This window comes from Stenotrophomonas sp. 22692, from assembly GCF_052045015.1.
GTDB lineage: Bacteria > Pseudomonadota > Gammaproteobacteria > Xanthomonadales > Xanthomonadaceae > Stenotrophomonas > Stenotrophomonas geniculata.
Map to the genome: position 1 here is coordinate 116,672 of NZ_JBQEMR010000009.1, position 14,507 is coordinate 131,178.

General features: G+C 67.3%; 14 protein-coding genes. 5 read left to right on the forward strand and 9 right to left on the reverse strand.

The features are described 5' to 3' along the window. Positions 1-62: 62 nt before the first annotated feature. Positions 63-1,292: an RNA polymerase-binding protein DksA gene (dksA, locus tag ACTJJM_RS10035; protein ID WP_019336819.1), complete on the reverse strand. Its 1,230-nt coding sequence runs from the start codon at positions 1,290-1,292 to the stop codon at positions 63-65. Between the two features lie 272 nt (positions 1,293-1,564). On the opposite strand from dksA, the gene yidD reads away from it, so the two are divergent. The 3 genes from yidD to ACTJJM_RS10050 are packed head-to-tail and all read left to right on the forward strand — an operon-like array spanning position 1,565 to position 4,015. Then, complete coding sequence (yidD, locus tag ACTJJM_RS10040; RefSeq protein ID WP_010486626.1) at positions 1,565-1,819, forward strand: membrane protein insertion efficiency factor YidD; 255 nt, start codon at positions 1,565-1,567, stop codon at positions 1,817-1,819. Position 1,820: 1 nt separating this feature from the next. Continuing rightward, complete coding sequence (locus ACTJJM_RS10045) at positions 1,821-3,167, forward strand: dihydroorotase (protein ID WP_241874250.1); 1,347 nt, start codon at positions 1,821-1,823, stop codon at positions 3,165-3,167. Next, on the forward strand, positions 3,167-4,015 hold the full coding sequence (locus ACTJJM_RS10050) for a M23 family metallopeptidase (protein ID WP_241874249.1): 849 nt from the start codon (positions 3,167-3,169) through the stop codon (positions 4,013-4,015). The genes ACTJJM_RS10045 and ACTJJM_RS10050 overlap by 1 nt, the downstream gene beginning before the upstream one ends. An 88-nt stretch (positions 4,016-4,103) precedes the next feature. Here ACTJJM_RS10050 and ACTJJM_RS10055 read toward each other — a convergent pair whose 3' ends face one another. The 5 genes from ACTJJM_RS10055 to efp all read right to left on the reverse strand — a co-directional run bounded on the left by ACTJJM_RS10055 (position 4,104) and on the right by efp (position 8,332). Continuing rightward, entirely contained in the window at positions 4,104-4,808 is a 705-nt protein-coding gene (locus ACTJJM_RS10055) for a squalene/phytoene synthase family protein (protein ID WP_053443313.1), read from the reverse strand. Between the two features lie 11 nt (positions 4,809-4,819). Then, a complete protein-coding gene (locus tag ACTJJM_RS10060; protein WP_010486618.1) occupies positions 4,820-5,515 on the reverse strand; it encodes a phosphoglycolate phosphatase in 696 nt (231 codons plus the stop codon). Beyond that, positions 5,512-6,228 (reverse strand): bifunctional 2-polyprenyl-6-hydroxyphenol methylase/3-demethylubiquinol 3-O-methyltransferase UbiG, encoded by a 717-nt coding sequence (gene ubiG / locus ACTJJM_RS10065; RefSeq protein ID WP_010486615.1) that lies wholly within the window; start codon positions 6,226-6,228, stop codon positions 5,512-5,514. Before ubiG ends, ACTJJM_RS10060 begins: the two co-directional genes overlap by 4 nt. 25 nt (positions 6,229-6,253) lie before the next feature. Then, complete coding sequence (locus ACTJJM_RS10070; RefSeq protein ID WP_019336839.1) at positions 6,254-7,597, reverse strand: TRZ/ATZ family hydrolase; 1,344 nt, start codon at positions 7,595-7,597, stop codon at positions 6,254-6,256. A 168-nt stretch (positions 7,598-7,765) separates the two neighbouring features. Further along, complete coding sequence (gene efp / locus ACTJJM_RS10075; protein ID WP_005410381.1) at positions 7,766-8,332, reverse strand: elongation factor P; 567 nt, start codon at positions 8,330-8,332, stop codon at positions 7,766-7,768. A gap of 120 nt (positions 8,333-8,452) precedes the next feature. Between efp and epmB the strand changes: the two genes are divergently transcribed. Then, a complete protein-coding gene (gene epmB / locus ACTJJM_RS10080) occupies positions 8,453-9,469 on the forward strand; it encodes an EF-P beta-lysylation protein EpmB (protein ID WP_010486611.1) in 1,017 nt (338 codons plus the stop codon). A 78-nt stretch (positions 9,470-9,547) separates the two neighbouring features. On the opposite strand, the gene ACTJJM_RS10085 is transcribed toward epmB, so the two are convergent. The 3 genes from ACTJJM_RS10085 to ACTJJM_RS10095 form a co-directional block, all read right to left on the reverse strand. Beyond that, complete coding sequence (locus ACTJJM_RS10085; protein ID WP_440865445.1) at positions 9,548-11,674, reverse strand: putative bifunctional diguanylate cyclase/phosphodiesterase; 2,127 nt, start codon at positions 11,672-11,674, stop codon at positions 9,548-9,550. Then, positions 11,671-12,573 carry a phosphate/phosphite/phosphonate ABC transporter substrate-binding protein gene (locus ACTJJM_RS10090; protein ID WP_032952775.1) on the reverse strand — a complete coding sequence of 301 codons (903 nt, stop codon included), beginning with the start codon at positions 12,571-12,573 and terminating at the stop codon, positions 11,671-11,673. Before ACTJJM_RS10090 ends, ACTJJM_RS10085 begins: the two co-directional genes overlap by 4 nt. A 76-nt stretch (positions 12,574-12,649) precedes the next feature. Next, positions 12,650-13,420 (reverse strand): RNA methyltransferase, encoded by a 771-nt coding sequence (locus tag ACTJJM_RS10095; RefSeq protein WP_010486603.1) that lies wholly within the window; start codon positions 13,418-13,420, stop codon positions 12,650-12,652. A gap of 120 nt (positions 13,421-13,540) precedes the next feature. Here ACTJJM_RS10095 and ACTJJM_RS10100 point away from each other — a divergent pair, with 120 nt between their 5' ends. Then, positions 13,541-14,368 carry an inositol monophosphatase family protein gene (locus tag ACTJJM_RS10100; RefSeq protein ID WP_049435104.1) on the forward strand — a complete coding sequence of 276 codons (828 nt, stop codon included), beginning with the start codon at positions 13,541-13,543 and terminating at the stop codon, positions 14,366-14,368. The last annotated feature ends 139 nt before the right edge of the window (positions 14,369-14,507 follow it).

Genomic DNA, 14,507 nt, shown 5'->3' on the forward strand with positions numbered 1-14,507 from the left:
CGAACCCAACAAAAAACCCGGCCGAGGCCGGGTTTTTCGCATGACCATACAACGAGCAGGAATCAGTCGCCCTGCTGCTTCTGCAGGTGCTCCCAACGCTCCTGGGCGTCGATGGTGCGCTCGGCGGTCAGGCGCGCTTCGAGGCGCTCCAGACCGATTTCTTCGCCGGTGTCGACGCAGTAACCGTAGTCGCCCGCTTCCAGGCGCTTCAGGGTGCTGTCGATCTTGCCGATCAGCTTGCGGTAGCGGTCGCGGGTACGCAGTTCCAGCGAGTTCTCGGTCTCGCGGGTCGCGCGCTCGGCTTCGTCGCCGATGTCACGCACTTCCTCACGAAGATTCTCGATGGTCTGCTTGGACTCTTCCACCAGGTCCGCGCGCCAGTTCTGCAGACGCTGACGGAAGTACTCCTGCTGCAGCGGGCTCATGTATTCCTCTTCCGAGGACGGCTTGTAGCCAGTCGGCAGGATCGGGCGGCCGGTGGCCTCGTCGGTCTTGTACTCGACCACCTTGTACTTGCTGCGCGGGGCCGGTGCAGCCGAGCGGGCGGCGACGGCCACGGCAACCTTGCCGACAGGGCGCGACACGGTCTTCGGGGCGGAATCGGATTTCACGGCGGTTTTGGCAGGCGATTTCGAAACGGGCACGGGATTCTTGGATTGCGGGGCCTTCGAAGCGGCAGGAGCGGCGGCCGGGGCCGGCTTGGAAGCCGGTTGGGCTGCTGCCACTGCCACGGTCTTGACCGGGACAGGCTTGGCCGGAGCCGGCTTGGCAGCAGGCTTCGGTGCGGACTTCACTACTGGGGCCGGGGCCGGCTTCACGGCCGGCACGGCAACATTCTTGGCAACCTTCTTTACAGCGGCAGGCGTGGCAACCGGTTTAGCCGCAGCGACCTTCTTTGCCGCGGGCTTGGCGACCGGCTTGGCTGCAGCCTTCTTCACCACCGCCTTCGGCGCCGGCTTGGCTACGGCCTTCTTCGCCACCGGCTTGGCGGCGGCCTTCTTCACCGGCGCGGCCTTGCTGGCGGCCTTCTTCATCACCGGCGCCTTCTTGCTGGCAGCGGCAGGCTTGGCCTTGGCGGGCGCAGCAGCCTTCTTCGCCACCGGCTTGGTTGCCTTGACCGGCGTTTTCTTTGCGGTGGCCTTCCTGGCCGCCGGTTGCGAGGACGCTGCCTTGGTCGCCGGCTTGCTGGCCGGTTTCTTGGCAACGGGCTTTGCCGCCAACTTCTTCACAACAGGCTTGGCGGTTTTCTTGGCGGCCGTTGCGGCCTTCTTTGCAGTTTTTTTAGCAGCCACGAAACGCTCTTCCTTGGATTCCCCGGGGCCCGGGAAAGCGGGCCTTTATAGCCTACCCGACCCGCAGCAGCAACCTCGACCCCCTGCTCCATTCAGTCCTGGAGTCAAGGCGCCCTTGGAGGCAGTCCGACGAACACGGACCGCCTTGCGCGGTACGGAACCTGGCCAGCACCCGAAGGTGCTGGTACCGGTCGCAGGCCATCGGCGACATGCGACCAACGGCCCATCCTGCACAAATGCGGCCTTCATGCCAACTGGCATAAGATGACTGGGTGATCTCGCGCCTGCTCATTGCCCTGCTGCGCTTCTACAAGCGCTTCATCAGCCCCCTGCTGGGGCCACGCTGCCGTTTCGTGCCGAGCTGTTCTGAATACGCGATGGAAGCCATCTCGCGGCACGGCCCGCTGCGCGGCAGCTGGCTGGCTGCGCGCCGGCTGGGCCGCTGCCACCCGTTCCACCCCGGCGGCTTCGACCCGGTGCCCGAATCCAACCACGCTCCCTCTTGCCGTTGCACAGGAAAACACTGACATGTCCTCCACCCTCATCACCAACGCCCGGATGGTCAACGAAGGCCGCACCTTCGACGGCGACCTGCGCATCGAGAACGGCCGCATCGCGCAGATCGGCAATGGGCTGGCGCCGCGCGACGGCGAGCAGGTGGTGGACGCGGCCGGGCGCTGGCTGCTGCCCGGCATGATCGATGACCAGGTGCACTTCCGCGAACCGGGCCTGACCCACAAGGGCGACATTGCCAGCGAGTCGGCCGCCGCCGTGGCCGGTGGCCTGACCAGCTTCATGGACATGCCCAACACCAACCCGCCGACGCTGGATTCGACCATCCTGGAAGCCAAGTACGAACTCGCGCGCGGCCGCGCCTGGGCCAACTACGGCTTCTACCACGGCGCCAGCAATGACAACCTCGAAGCGATCCGTGCGCTGGACCCGAAGAAGGCCCCGGGCGTGAAGGTGTTCATGGGCGCCTCCACCGGCAACATGCTGGTGGACAACCCGGAAACGCTGGATGCGATCTTCCGCGAATGCCCGACCCCGATCATCACGCACTGCGAAGACACGCCGATGATCGATGCCAACCTGAAGGCCTTCCAGGAAAAGTACGGCGACGAGCTGACCCCGGACATGCATCCGGATATCCGTTCGCGCGAGGCCTGCATCAAGTCGACCCGCCTGGCGATGTCGCTGGCGCGCAAGCACGGCACCCGCCTGCATGTACTGCACATCTCCACCGCCGACGAGCTGGCGCTGTTCGAAAAGGGTCCACTGATCCGCGCCGACGGCAGCCGCAAGCAGATCACTGCCGAAACCTGCGTGCACTTCCTGCACTTCGCGCGCCCCGACTATGCGACCAAGGGCAACCTGATCAAGTGCAACCCGGCGATCAAGGAAGTGTCCGACCGCGAAGCAATCACCGCTGCGCTGGCCGACGACGTGCTGGACGTGCTGGCCACCGACCACGCCCCGCACACCTGGGAAGAGAAGCAGAAGCCCTACGCGCAGGCGCCGTCGGGCCTGCCGCTGGTGCAGTACGCGCTGGTGGCCGCGCTGGAGCGCGTGCACGAAGGGAAGCTGACCCGCGAGCAGGTGGTGCAGAAATTCGCGCATGCGCCGGCACAGCTGTTCGACGTGGAAGAACGCGGCTTCCTGCGCGAAGGCTACTTCGCCGACCTAGTGCTGGTGGAAGACGTGCCATTCACCGTCAAGCGCGAGGACGTGCTGTCCAAGTGCGGCTGGTCGCCGTTCGAAGGCACCACCTTCCGTTCGCGCGTGGCCTCGACCTGGGTCAACGGCCAATTGGTGTGGGACGGCAGCAAACTGGTGGGTGAACCGGCCGGCCAGCGCATGACCTACGACCGCTGATGCGCAAGGTATTCCTGTTCGGGGCGCTGCTGCTGGCCGCGCCCCTGTTCACCGCACCGGCGGCGCAGGCGCAGGATGGCATCGGCAGCCTGATCGACAGTCGCGTGGTGTTTCCGGCCAGCGCGTCGCAGGGCGCGCTGGTGATCGGCAAGGTGCCCGCCGGCAGCCGCGTGCAGTACGCCGGCCGCCAGCTGCGGGTGAGCGGCTATGGCAGTGTGGTGTTCGGCATCGGTCGCGACGAGAAGGGCCCGTTGCGCGTGCAGGTACAGCGCCCCGATGGTGGCAGCGAGACGGCGACCATTGCGGTGACGCCGCGCGACTGGCCCATCGAGCGGGTCAACGGCGTGCCGCCGAAAACGGTGAACCCGCCGCCGGCGATTGCCGGGCGGATCAAGCGCGAACAGGCGCAGGTGACCGCGGCACGTGCCCGCGATGACGACCGCACTGATTTCACCCAGACCTTCATCTGGCCGGTGCAGGGCCGCATCAGTGGCCGCTTCGGCAATGCGCGTGTCTACAACGGTCAACCTGGTGCCGGTCATTCCGGCATGGACATCGCGGTGCCGACCGGCACCCCGGTGAAGGCACCGGCCGCCGGCATCGTCACCTTCGCCGGCCCGGACCTGTACCTGACCGGTGGCACGCTGCTGCTCGACCACGGCTTCGGGGTCAGCTCCAACTTCCTGCACCTGTCGCGCATCGACGTGAAGGTCGGCGACCGGGTGGAACAGGGCCAGGTGATCGCCGCGGTCGGCGCCACCGGTCGCGCCACCGGCCCGCACCTGCACTGGGGCATGAACTGGTTCGATACCCGCATCGACCCGTTGCTGGTGCTGGAACGTAAATAACGCGCGCAACGCGCTGTGGTAGGTGCCGACCTTGGTCGGCACAACCTCATGGAGCGTGCGGACCAAGGTCCGCACCCACCAGAATCGATCAACCGCGCGCAGCCCACCACACGCGCAGCAGGGTGCGCACCGGGGTGGCTTCGATCGGCTTGCCTGCGGCCTGCGCCGCCACGCGTGCGCGCGCCAGGCTGGACCACACACGGCGCGGGCGCGGGCCGGGCACGCGACTGCCCCACCCCTTCAGCAGGTACTGCGCCCAGCGCTGCGCAGCCGTGCTGGAATCCTCATCCAGCAGGCTGCGCGGTACACCGGCCACGCCGGCATCCTGCAGGCGCTGGGCAAGGGTCTGCAGCTGCACCGCACGACCAGCGCCGGTGCGCGGCTTGTCGTTGAACAGCGCCGCTTCCACCGCGGCAACCGCGTCGGCGTAATTGGCCAGCGCACGCTCGGCACCGGCCGCATCCAGCGCGACCGTGCGCGCTTCAACCAGATCGGGCAGCGCTTCGGCCAGCTGCGCCCACGGCGCACGCACCGGTTCCAGCAAGCGACCCAACGGGTGGCGCGACCGGTGCGCAGCCCAGCTGCGCAACTCCTCGCCCCACCACGCCAGCTTGGCGTCGGCCGGCAACGGATCGCCGCCGGTATTGAGCATGTCGTCGAACTCCTGCAGCAGCGCAAACCACGCCACTGCAAGCTCGCGTTGCGATTCGGCCACGAACGGGGCGGCCACCGACCATTCCGGCCAACGGCTGCGCCACTTGTCGAGGAAACTGTCCAGCGCGGTACTGCTCACTACGTCATTCCTTACGGCTGGGCCGGGGCTGCCGGCCGGGTCGGCCAGAGACTGGCCAGTTGCAGAAGGCCGGCGTTCTCGACCAGCACGTCGGCCTGCCAGGCCAGCGGGTCGTCGCTGTGCAGGCGATAGCCCCACAGTGCCGCCACCGACGGCATGGCCGCGGCACGCGCGGCGATGATGTCGCGCTCGTCGTCGCCCACGTACACGCAGTCTTCGGCGGCAACGGCGATTGCCTGCGCCGCGTGCAGCAGCGGCAGCGGATGCGGCTTGCGCTCGGCCAGGCTGTCACCACCCACCAGCACCGCACAGCGCTGCTGCCAGCCGTGCTGCGGCAGGATCAGGCGCGCCAGGTACTCGGGCTTGTTGGTGACGATGCCCCACACCGTACCGGCGGCATCCAGTGCAGCAAGCATGCCGGCCACGCCATCGAACAGCACCGCGTGCTGGCCGATCAATGCTTCATAGCGCTGCAGGAATTCCGGGATCAATGCATCGCGCGCAGCGGCATCCAGGTCCGGGAATGCCGCACCGACCATCGCGCGCGAGCCCTTGGATACCACCGGGCGCAACAACGCCGGATCGATCGGTGCACGGCCACGTTCGGCCAGCATCGCATCGCAGGTGGCAACGAAGTCCGGCGCGCTGTCCAGCAGGGTGCCGTCCAGATCGAACAGCACCGCGCGCGGGAAGCGGGCAGAGGTCATGCCGGCTTGACCGCGTAGGCCAGGTAGTTGATGTCGGTGTGGCTGCTCAGGCGGGCGTGGTTGCGCCACGGCTCGTAGGCCATGCCACTGACATCGACCAGCTGCAGGTCGGCTTCGCGCAGCCAGCGTGCCAGCTCGGCCGGCTTGATGAATTCCTGGTAGTGATGCGTGCCCTTGGGCAGCAATCGCGCCACGTACTCGGCACCGACAATCGCCACCGCGAATGCGGCAGCGGTGCGGTTGATGGTCGACAGGAACAGGTGGCCGCCCGGCTTCAGCAGGCGCTTGCAGGCCTCGATGATCGCGCCCGGATCCGGCACGTGCTCGAGCATTTCCATGCAGGTGACCACATCGAAACTGCCCGGCTGCTCGGCAGCCAGGTCCTCGGCGGCCTGGACGCGATAATCCACCTTGGCACCGCTTTCCAGCGCGTGCAGGCGCGCGACCTTGACCAGTTCCGGGGCCAGGTCGATGGCGGTGACGTCGGCACCGGACTGCGCCAGCGCCTCGCTCAGCAGGCCGCCACCACAGCCGATGTCCAGCACGCGCGCACCGCGCAGCGGCACGCGGTCGGCCACGTACTTCAGCCGCACCGGGTTCAGCGCATGCAGCGGCTTCTGCGGGCCATCAGCGTCCCACCAGCGGTTGGCCAGCGCGGCGAACTTGTCCAGCTCGGCCTGATCGAAATTGGAGGATGCGTGGGGGGCAGTCATGAGGGTGTCCTTGCGGCGCCAGGGTTCAGGCGCGGATATGGCGGATGCGCTCGCGCCACTGGCGCGCGTTGGCGATGATGCCCGGCAGGTCCATGCCGACCAGCTCGCGCTGCACCAGCTTCGGCTTGCCGGCAATCCAGACATCGCTGACCTGCTGGCGGCCGGTGGCGTACACCAGCTGCGACAGCACATTGTGCAGCGGCTGGGTTTCCAGCGCCGAGAGGTCAACACAGACCAGGTCGGCCTGCTTGCCCACTTCGATCGAGCCGATGCGCTCGCCGAAGCCCAGCGCGCGGGCGCCGCCCAGCGTGGAGGCGCGCAGCGTGGTGGCTGCATCCAGCGCGGTGGCGTCGTCGGCCACGGCCTTGGCCAGGATCGCCGCCGTGCGGTTCTCGCTGAACATGTCCAGGTCGTTGTTGCTGGCGCAGCCGTCGGTGCCGATCGCCAGGTTCACGCCGGCGCGTTGCAGGGCGCAGGCCGGGCAGAAACCGGAGGCCAGCTTCAGGTTCGATTCCGGGCAGTGCACCACGCTGACGCCACGTTCGGCGCACAGGTGGATTTCCGCGTCGGTCAGCTGGGTCATGTGCACCGCGATCAGGCGGTCGTTGACCAGGCCGAGGCGATCCAGCCGCGCCAGCGGGCGCTGGCCGTGCAGCTTGATCGAATCGGTGATTTCCTGCGCGGTCTCGTGGGTGTGCAGGTGCACCTGCATGTCGAGCTGGTCGGACAGCATCCGCACCCGCTCGAAGTTGGCATCGTTGACGGTGTACGGCGCATGCGGCGCGAACGCGGTGCCGATCAGCGGATCGGTGCGCCACTGGTCATGCAGTTCACCGGCCTTGGCGAAGTACTCGTCGTCGGTCTTGGCCCAGGCGGTGGGGAAATCGATGATGACCGCGCCAACCAGCGCGCGGAAACCGTGCTTCTTGTAGACCGCGGCCTGCACATCGCCAAAGAAATAGTTCTCGTTGGCGCAGGTGGTGCCACCGCGCAGCATCTCGGCGATGGCCAGGGTGGTGCCGTCGGCAACGAATTCGGGGCCGATTACCGCGGCTTCCACCGGCCAGATATGCTGCTGCAGCCAGGTCATCAGCGGCAGGTCGTCGGCGACGCCGCGCAGCAGGGTCATCGGGTTGTGCGTGTGCGCGTTGACCAGGCCCGGCATCAGTGCGGCCTCGGGGCGGCTGACCACCTGGGCGGCGCGGAAACGCGCGCGCGCCTCGGCACGCGGCAGGATCGCGATGATCTCGCTGCCACGCACGGCCACGGCGTGGTCTTCCAGCACCACCGCATGCGGCTCGATCGGAACGACGTAACCGGCTTCGATGAGCAGGTCGCAGGCTTCGGGGAGGTGCGGGCTATCGCTCATGCGGGCTCACTGGCTATTGGAGAAGGGCCTGGCGGGAGGCGGTAGCGCCGGGCCATGCCCGGCGGCTGTCCGCTGCGGCGCCATGGGCGCCAGCAACGGGTCCGGGCGATGCCCGGAAAGCCGAGCACGGGCTCGGCTCTACAGTCTGGTCGACCTGCGGCCGGAACCTTACTTGACGCGTGCGGAGTACTCGCCCGAACGGGTGTCGACGCGGATCACTTCGTCCTGGTTGACGAACAGCGGCACGCGGACCACGGCACCGGTTTCCAGGGTGGCCGGCTTGCCGCCGCCGCCCGAGGTGTCACCACGGACGCCCGGATCGGTTTCAGTGATCTTCAGTTCAACGAAGTTCGGCGGCTGCACGAAGATCGGCTCACCGTTCCACAGGGTGACCACGCAGGACTCTTCGCCCTTCAGCCACTTCTCGGCGCCGCCCATGCCGGCCTTGGTGGCCTGGACCTGCTCGAAGGATTCCGGGTCCATGAAGTGCCAGTACTCGCCGTCGCTGTACATGAAGTTCATGTCGGTATCGACGACGTCGGCTGCATCCAGCGAGTCGGTCGACTTCATGGTCACTTCCTGGGTACGGCCGTCCTTGATCAGGCGGTACTTCACGCGGGTGAAGGCCTGGCCCTTGCCCGGCTTGACGTATTCGGTGTCGATGATGACGGCCGGTTGGTTGTTGACCAGGATCTTCATCCCGTTCTTGACGTCGTTCATGCCGTAGCTGGCCATGCGTAAACTCCTGAGTGGCAAAAACGCCGCGGGTGCGGCGAGCCGTTAGAATGGAAAGCCCACCGGATGCCGGTGGGCGACTGTTTTTCTGCCCCCATGATAACCGCAGGCCCCCTCTCCATGCAGCTTTCCGCCTTCCCACGGCCCCAGTCGCCAGGTGCGCCCGCGCGCTGGCAGCAGCTCTGGCGCCAGGCGCTGCGCGACCCGCACGCGCTGCTGGCCCGGCTGCAGCTGGACCCGGCCGCGCTGGGCGTCTCGGAGGCGGCCATGGCCCAGTTCGCGCTACGCGTGCCGGAAGGCTTCGTGGCCCGCATGCGCCCTGGCGATGCGGCCGACCCGCTGCTGCGCCAGGTGCTGCCGATCGACGAGGAAATGCGCCCGGTGCCCGGGTTCAGCTTCGATGCGGTGGGCGACGGTGCCGCCAAGAAGGCCACCGGCGTCATCCAGAAGTACCGTGGCCGTGCCCTGCTGGTCGCCACCGGCAGCTGCGCGATCAACTGCCGCTACTGCTTCCGCCGCCACTTCGACTATGGGGCGGAGAACGCCGCCAAGGGTGGCTGGCAGGAGGCCGTAGCCGCCATCGCCGCCGACCCGGACATCGACGAGGTGATCCTGTCCGGCGGTGACCCGCTGTCGCTGGCCACGCACAAGCTGGCCGAGCTGACCGACGCCCTGCGCGCGATCCCGCATATCCGCCGCCTGCGCATCCATACCCGGCTGCCGATCGTGCTGCCGGAGCGCGTGGACGATGAACTGGTCTCCTGGCTGGGCAGCCTGCCGTGGCCGCTGGCGATCGTGGTCCACGCCAATCATGCCAATGAATTCGATGCCAGCGTGGACGCGGCGATGGCCCGCCTGCGCGGCATCGGCGCCCAGCTGCTGAACCAGGCGGTGTTGCTGCGCGGGGTCAACGACAGCGTGCAGGCCCTGCAGGACCTGAGCGAGCGCAGCTTCGCCGCCGGCGTGCTGCCCTACTACCTGCACCAGCTGGACCGGGTCGAGGGCGTGGCCCATTTCGAAGTGGACGATGCCCAGGCCAAGGCACTGATTGCCGGCCTGACCGCACGCCTGTCCGGTTATCTGATCCCGAAACTGGTGCGCGAACTGCCCGGCGACCCGAGCAAGCGCCCGGTGTAGCCCCAAAAAAGGGGACGGAGGGCATGAAGTCGCAAATGCATAAGCGACTTCATGCCCTCCGTCCCTTTTTTGTGTCGGTCAGATGCCCGATTCGATCATCCGCACCACTTCGGTGGCGGTCACCGGGTGGCTCAACCAATAGCCCTGCCCAAGGTCGCAGCCGCGCTGCGCCAGCAGCTCGAACTGCGCCTGCTGCTCGATGCCTTCGGCCACCACGGTGATGCCCAGCGCGTGGGCCATGGCAATGATCGCCGTGGTCAGCGCGAGGTCATCGGGGTCACGCTGCATGTCGGCCACGAAACTCTTGTCGATCTTCACGCCGTCCACGGGTACCTGGCGCAGATGACTGAGCCCGGAGAAGCCGGTCCCGAAATCATCCAGCCAGACCTTCACGCCGGTGCGGTGCAGCTTGTCCAGCAGCTGCGCGGCAACCATCTCGTCGCCGATCACGGCGGTTTCGGTCAGCTCCAGATGCAGGCGCGACGCCGGCAGCCCGGACTCATGCAGGCACTGCGCGACCAGTGCCGGCAGCTCACCGCCGCGCAACTGCCGTGGCGACACGTTGACCGACACGAACAGGTCGTCCCCGGCCGCCCCGCGCGGCCACTGCGAGGCCTCCATGCAGGCCGCACGCAGGACCTTCGGGCCGATGATCTCGATCAGCCCACTCTGCTCGGCTACCTCGATGAACACCGAGGGCGGAATCGTGCCCAGGGTCGGGTGCTGCCAGCGCAACAGTACTTCAACGCCGACCATCCGGCGGTCGCGCATGCGGAAGATCGGCTGGTAGGCCAGGCGCAGTTCGCCGCGCTCCCAGGCACCGCGCAGCTCCTGTTCCATATGCACGCGACGCTCGACCGCATGGTCCATCGCCCGGCTGTAATAGCGATAGCAGTTCTTGCCGGCCATCTTCGCCTGGTACATGGCGATGTCGCCGTTCTTCAGCAGGGTGGTCGCATCGGCTGCATCGTCGGGGAACAGGGTCACGCCGATCGAGGTGCCCAGGAACAGTTCCCTGCCCTGCACCACCAGCGGCTTGCCCAGCTCGCGCACCAGCACTTCGGCCAGCAGCCGCGCGTTGGCGGCCACATCACCGTCGCCCACCAGGATCACGAACTCGTCTCCGCCGAAGCGCGCCAGCAGGGTTTCATCGCCCCCGGCCTCGGTGACCGCGCGGCCGATGCGCTGGGCGAACTGCATCAATGCCTCATCGCCGGCCTCGTGGCCAAGGGTGTCATTGACCCGCTTGAAGTCGTCGATATCGGCGAACAGCAGGCCCAACCGGTGATTGGCGGCACGGGCGGCCATCAACCGATGATCAAGCGCCTCGCGGAATGCCAGCCGGTTGGTCAGCCCGGTCAGCGCGTCGGTATAGGCCATGCGTCGCACTTCGCGGTCATGGCGGGCGATCGCATCGCGCATCCGGGCGAAACCACGTACCAGTTCGCCGACCTCATCGTCGCGGGTGTTCTCGGCCAGGGGCGTCTGGTAGTCACCGGCCTCGATGCGACGCGCGGCGACGGCAAGATCACGGATCGGCGCGACCAGGGTGCGCTGCACGTACAGGATCACCACCACGCCGATCACCACCAGCAGGCCCAGCATCAGCAGCAGCCAGCCCAGGTGACGGCTGCCGACCTGCTGCAGGCGCTCGCCCAGGGTGGCGTTGGCCGCCTGCTCGCGCTGCTGCACCTCATCCAGCGCCATGCCGACCCGGACGCCGCCAATGCGCTGGTTGCCGATCATGATCGGCATGGTGTTGTCGAGCACCTTCGGCGATTCCTGCACGACCAGCATCTGCGCGGCTGCAGCCTTGGGTGCCAGGGGATCGGCCATCGGCTGGCCGAATCCGGACACCTCGACCGAGCCGTCGTGTACCAGCCGGCCGCGTTCGTCGAACACCAGTACATAGCGCACCACGGGCTGGCGCGCGGTACTGCGTACCAGTACGCCGACCTGGTCCAGATCGCGGTAGTACAACGGGTTGGCCAGGGCGTCGGACAACTCACGCGCCATCGCCTCGCCGCGGCTGCGCACGCTGCGGTCGAACAGTTCATGGATGACGCCGCCGCTGAGGTTGCGCACCTCGCCCTGCATCGCCGTCTGCCGCCCCAACAACACTGCAAGGATCGCGATCACCACGACCATCGCCCCGCCCATCGCGAGCAGGAACCGGGCCTGCATCCCCGAGCCAAGCCACTTCATTCCACTTCCATCCGCACGCGCGTCAATCCTTGTTTCAATTCATCCAACCGCTGCTGCGCATGCGCATCGACGCGGTGGAACCCGGAAGTGCCAAAAAACCGATGCAGTGCCCCCTGCGCCTGCGGGTCGCTGGCTGCCTGCAGCAGCACTTCCTGCAGGCGATCGCGCACGCGTGGATCCAGGTCGGCGCGGACCATCTCCACCGCACGCGGGTAGGGTTCGGTGCGCAGCAGCTCGCGGAAGTCGCGCCGGAACGCTGCCGGCATCCGCCGCTCGTCATTCCAGTCCACGCTGCTCACCGCTCCCACGTCAACCACCCCCTTGTGCACGAACGTCGCGATGTTCAGCTCGCTGCGTGCAAATACGTAACCCACACTGTCCCGGCCCGGCATGTCCCATGCACCGGCCAGGATCTGGGGCGACAGGCCCTCCTGCAGCAACGTCATCACCGGCACCAGATAGGCACTGGTGGACGCCGTGTTCTGCAGGGCCAGGCGATGGCCCCGCAGATCCTGTACGCGCTGGATCGGGCTGTCGCGGCGCACGAAGAACACCGTCTGGTAATCACGCACGCCGTTGCGCTCGGTCAGCAGCAGTGGGCGGGCGCCACTGCGCTGGCCCAGCGCCACCGCCGTACCCGAGGTTTCGGTGACCCAGTCGACCCTGCCCCGCCGCAGATAGCTGGCCATCTGCTGCGGGTCGCGTGCCATCAGGATCCTCCCCTCCTTGATGCCAACGTCGTGCATGCGCGCCACCACGTAGTCCAGCAAGGGCTGCAGCTGTTCGTAATGCGCCTTGGGATCATCGCTGATCCGGCCCAGCACCAGTACCGGGTCCGGTGCTGCACGCACCGTCCCGGCCAGCAGGACCATGGCCAGGCTCAGCAGTCCCCCCTGCATTGCCTTTCGCAGACCCGACACAGGCTTCATCCCCCCTGGGTATCCAGACAGACTACCCGAAAAAATGAGAACGTCGTCAGCTGTCCTTGTTGCCCGCTTGTGCCAGTCGCGCCATGCGCTGGGTGTCGGCGAGGATGCCGCGCAACAGGCGCACTTCCTGCTCGCTGGGTTCGCTGCGCAGGAACAGGCGGCGCAGCTTGCGCATCGCCGATTCCGGGGCGCGGCCCTTGTGGAAATCGATCTCATCCAGCGTGTCGCCAAGCTGGGCGAAGAAGCTCTCCATCTGCTCGTGGCTGGCCGCCTGTTCGCGGAAGCCCGGCTCGGCGTCGGCTGCAGGCTGCGCACCCAGCAGCTGCATGCGCGTTTCATAGGCCAGCACCTGCACGGCAGCAGCCAGGTTGAGCGAGCTGAACTCCGGGTCGGACGGGATGTGCACCGCTGCATGGCACAGCTGCAGTTCCTCGTTGGTCAGGCCGGTGCGCTCACGGCCGAACACCAGCGCCACCTCGGCACCCTCGCCGGCCTTGGCCACCGCGCGGGCAGCGGCATCGGCCGGCAGGTACTCCTCCAGCTGGACACGGCGGGCACGGGCGGTGCAGCCCAGCACCAGGCGGCAGTCAGCCACGGCCTCGGCCAGGGTGGCCACCACCGGGGCGTCCCCCAGTACGTCTTCGGCACCGGCCGAGCGCCGGAATGCCTCCTCGTCCAGCGGCTTTTCGGGAGCGACCAGTACCAGGCGGGCCAGGCCCATGGTCTTCAGGGCACGGGCGGCGGCCCCCATGTTGCCGGGGTGCTGGGTACCGACCAGGACGAATCGGAGGCGGGTGGCGGCGGGAAACTGGGACATGAACAGGGAAAAGGTCGAGCTGGACGATGACCAATGGTAAACTGTGCGGCCGGCCACTGCGCCGGACCCGCTCTTTTCCCCCGCCAGTCCATCTCTTCTGCCTTTCCGGGAGCCCACGCCATGCAGAAACCCGCCGTAACCGTCATGGTCAAGGCCGCCCGCCTCGCCGGCAACGTCCTGTTGCGCAACATCAACAAGCTCGAGGCACTGAACGTGGTGCAGAAGGGCCGGATGGACTACGCCAGCGAAGTGGATGCGGACGCGGAAAAGGTCATCGTCAAGGAACTCAAGCGCGCCTACCCGGACTACGGCATCTTCGGTGAAGAAGGTGGCGTGCAGGGCGAGCGCCGCCAGATGTGGGTCATCGACCCGCTGGACGGCACCAGCAACTACCTGCGCGGCGTGCCGCACTACTGCGTGTCGATCGCCCTGGTCGAAAACGGCGAGCCGACCGATGCGGTCATCTTCGACCCGCTGCGCAATGAACTGTTCACCGCCAGCCGTGGCGCGGGTGCCGTGCTGAACGACCGCCGCATCCGCGTGGCCGACCGCAAGGATCTGGAAGGCACGATGATCCACACCGGCTTCGCCCCGCGCGAGCGTTCCCGCGCCAGCGCCCAGCTCAAGGCAGTCGACGCCCTGCTTGTGCACGGCGAGGACATCCGCCGTACCGGTTCGGCGGCACTGGACCTGGCCTACGTGGCCTGCGGCCGCGCCGACGCCTACTTCGAAGCCGGCGTGAAGGCATGGGACATCGCTGCCGGCCTGCTGCTGGTCCGCGAGGCGGGCGGCAAGGTCTGCGACTTCAAGGGCGCGACCCTGGGCCGCATGGACAACCGTGGCCCGGACACCCATCAGATCGTGGCCGGCAACCTGAAGGTGGCCGAGTCGCTGCAGAAGGTGCTGGTGAACACCGGCTACGCTGCCGAGTTCGACGCGAAGTTCTGAGGTTCCGTGTAAAGCGGTTCATGGAGACGGCACCTGCGAAGGTGCCGTTTTCGTTTGTGCGCACGGAGATTCGTTTCCGCGACCGCGGAGGGGTGTCACTTTCTTTGCGCGCAAAGAAAGTAACCAAAGAAACGCTCCG

What these genes read in the sequence shown, in the direction of transcription:
- ACTJJM_RS10090 (WP_032952775.1), bottom strand. Translation starts at nt 12,573, where the DNA reads ATGCAGGGGGGACTGCTGAGCCTGGCCATGGTCCTGCTGGCCGGGACG.
- ACTJJM_RS10100 (WP_049435104.1), top strand. Translation starts at nt 13,541, where the DNA reads ATGCAGAAACCCGCCGTAACCGTCATGGTCAAGGCCGCCCGCCTCGCC.
- ACTJJM_RS10060 (WP_010486618.1), bottom strand. Translation starts at nt 5,515, where the DNA reads ATGACCTCTGCCCGCTTCCCGCGCGCGGTGCTGTTCGATCTGGACGGC.
- ACTJJM_RS10045 (WP_241874250.1), top strand. Translation starts at nt 1,821, where the DNA reads ATGTCCTCCACCCTCATCACCAACGCCCGGATGGTCAACGAAGGCCGC.
- ACTJJM_RS10070 (WP_019336839.1), bottom strand. Translation starts at nt 7,597, where the DNA reads ATGAGCGATAGCCCGCACCTCCCCGAAGCCTGCGACCTGCTCATCGAA.
- ubiG (WP_010486615.1), bottom strand. Translation starts at nt 6,228, where the DNA reads ATGACTGCCCCCCACGCATCCTCCAATTTCGATCAGGCCGAGCTGGAC.
- ACTJJM_RS10095 (WP_010486603.1), bottom strand. Translation starts at nt 13,420, where the DNA reads ATGTCCCAGTTTCCCGCCGCCACCCGCCTCCGATTCGTCCTGGTCGGT.
- ACTJJM_RS10050 (WP_241874249.1), top strand. Translation starts at nt 3,167, where the DNA reads ATGCGCAAGGTATTCCTGTTCGGGGCGCTGCTGCTGGCCGCGCCCCTG.
- ACTJJM_RS10085 (WP_440865445.1), bottom strand. Translation starts at nt 11,674, where the DNA reads ATGAAGTGGCTTGGCTCGGGGATGCAGGCCCGGTTCCTGCTCGCGATG.
- epmB (WP_010486611.1), top strand. Translation starts at nt 8,453, where the DNA reads ATGCAGCTTTCCGCCTTCCCACGGCCCCAGTCGCCAGGTGCGCCCGCG.
- efp (WP_005410381.1), bottom strand. Translation starts at nt 8,332, where the DNA reads ATGGCCAGCTACGGCATGAACGACGTCAAGAACGGGATGAAGATCCTG.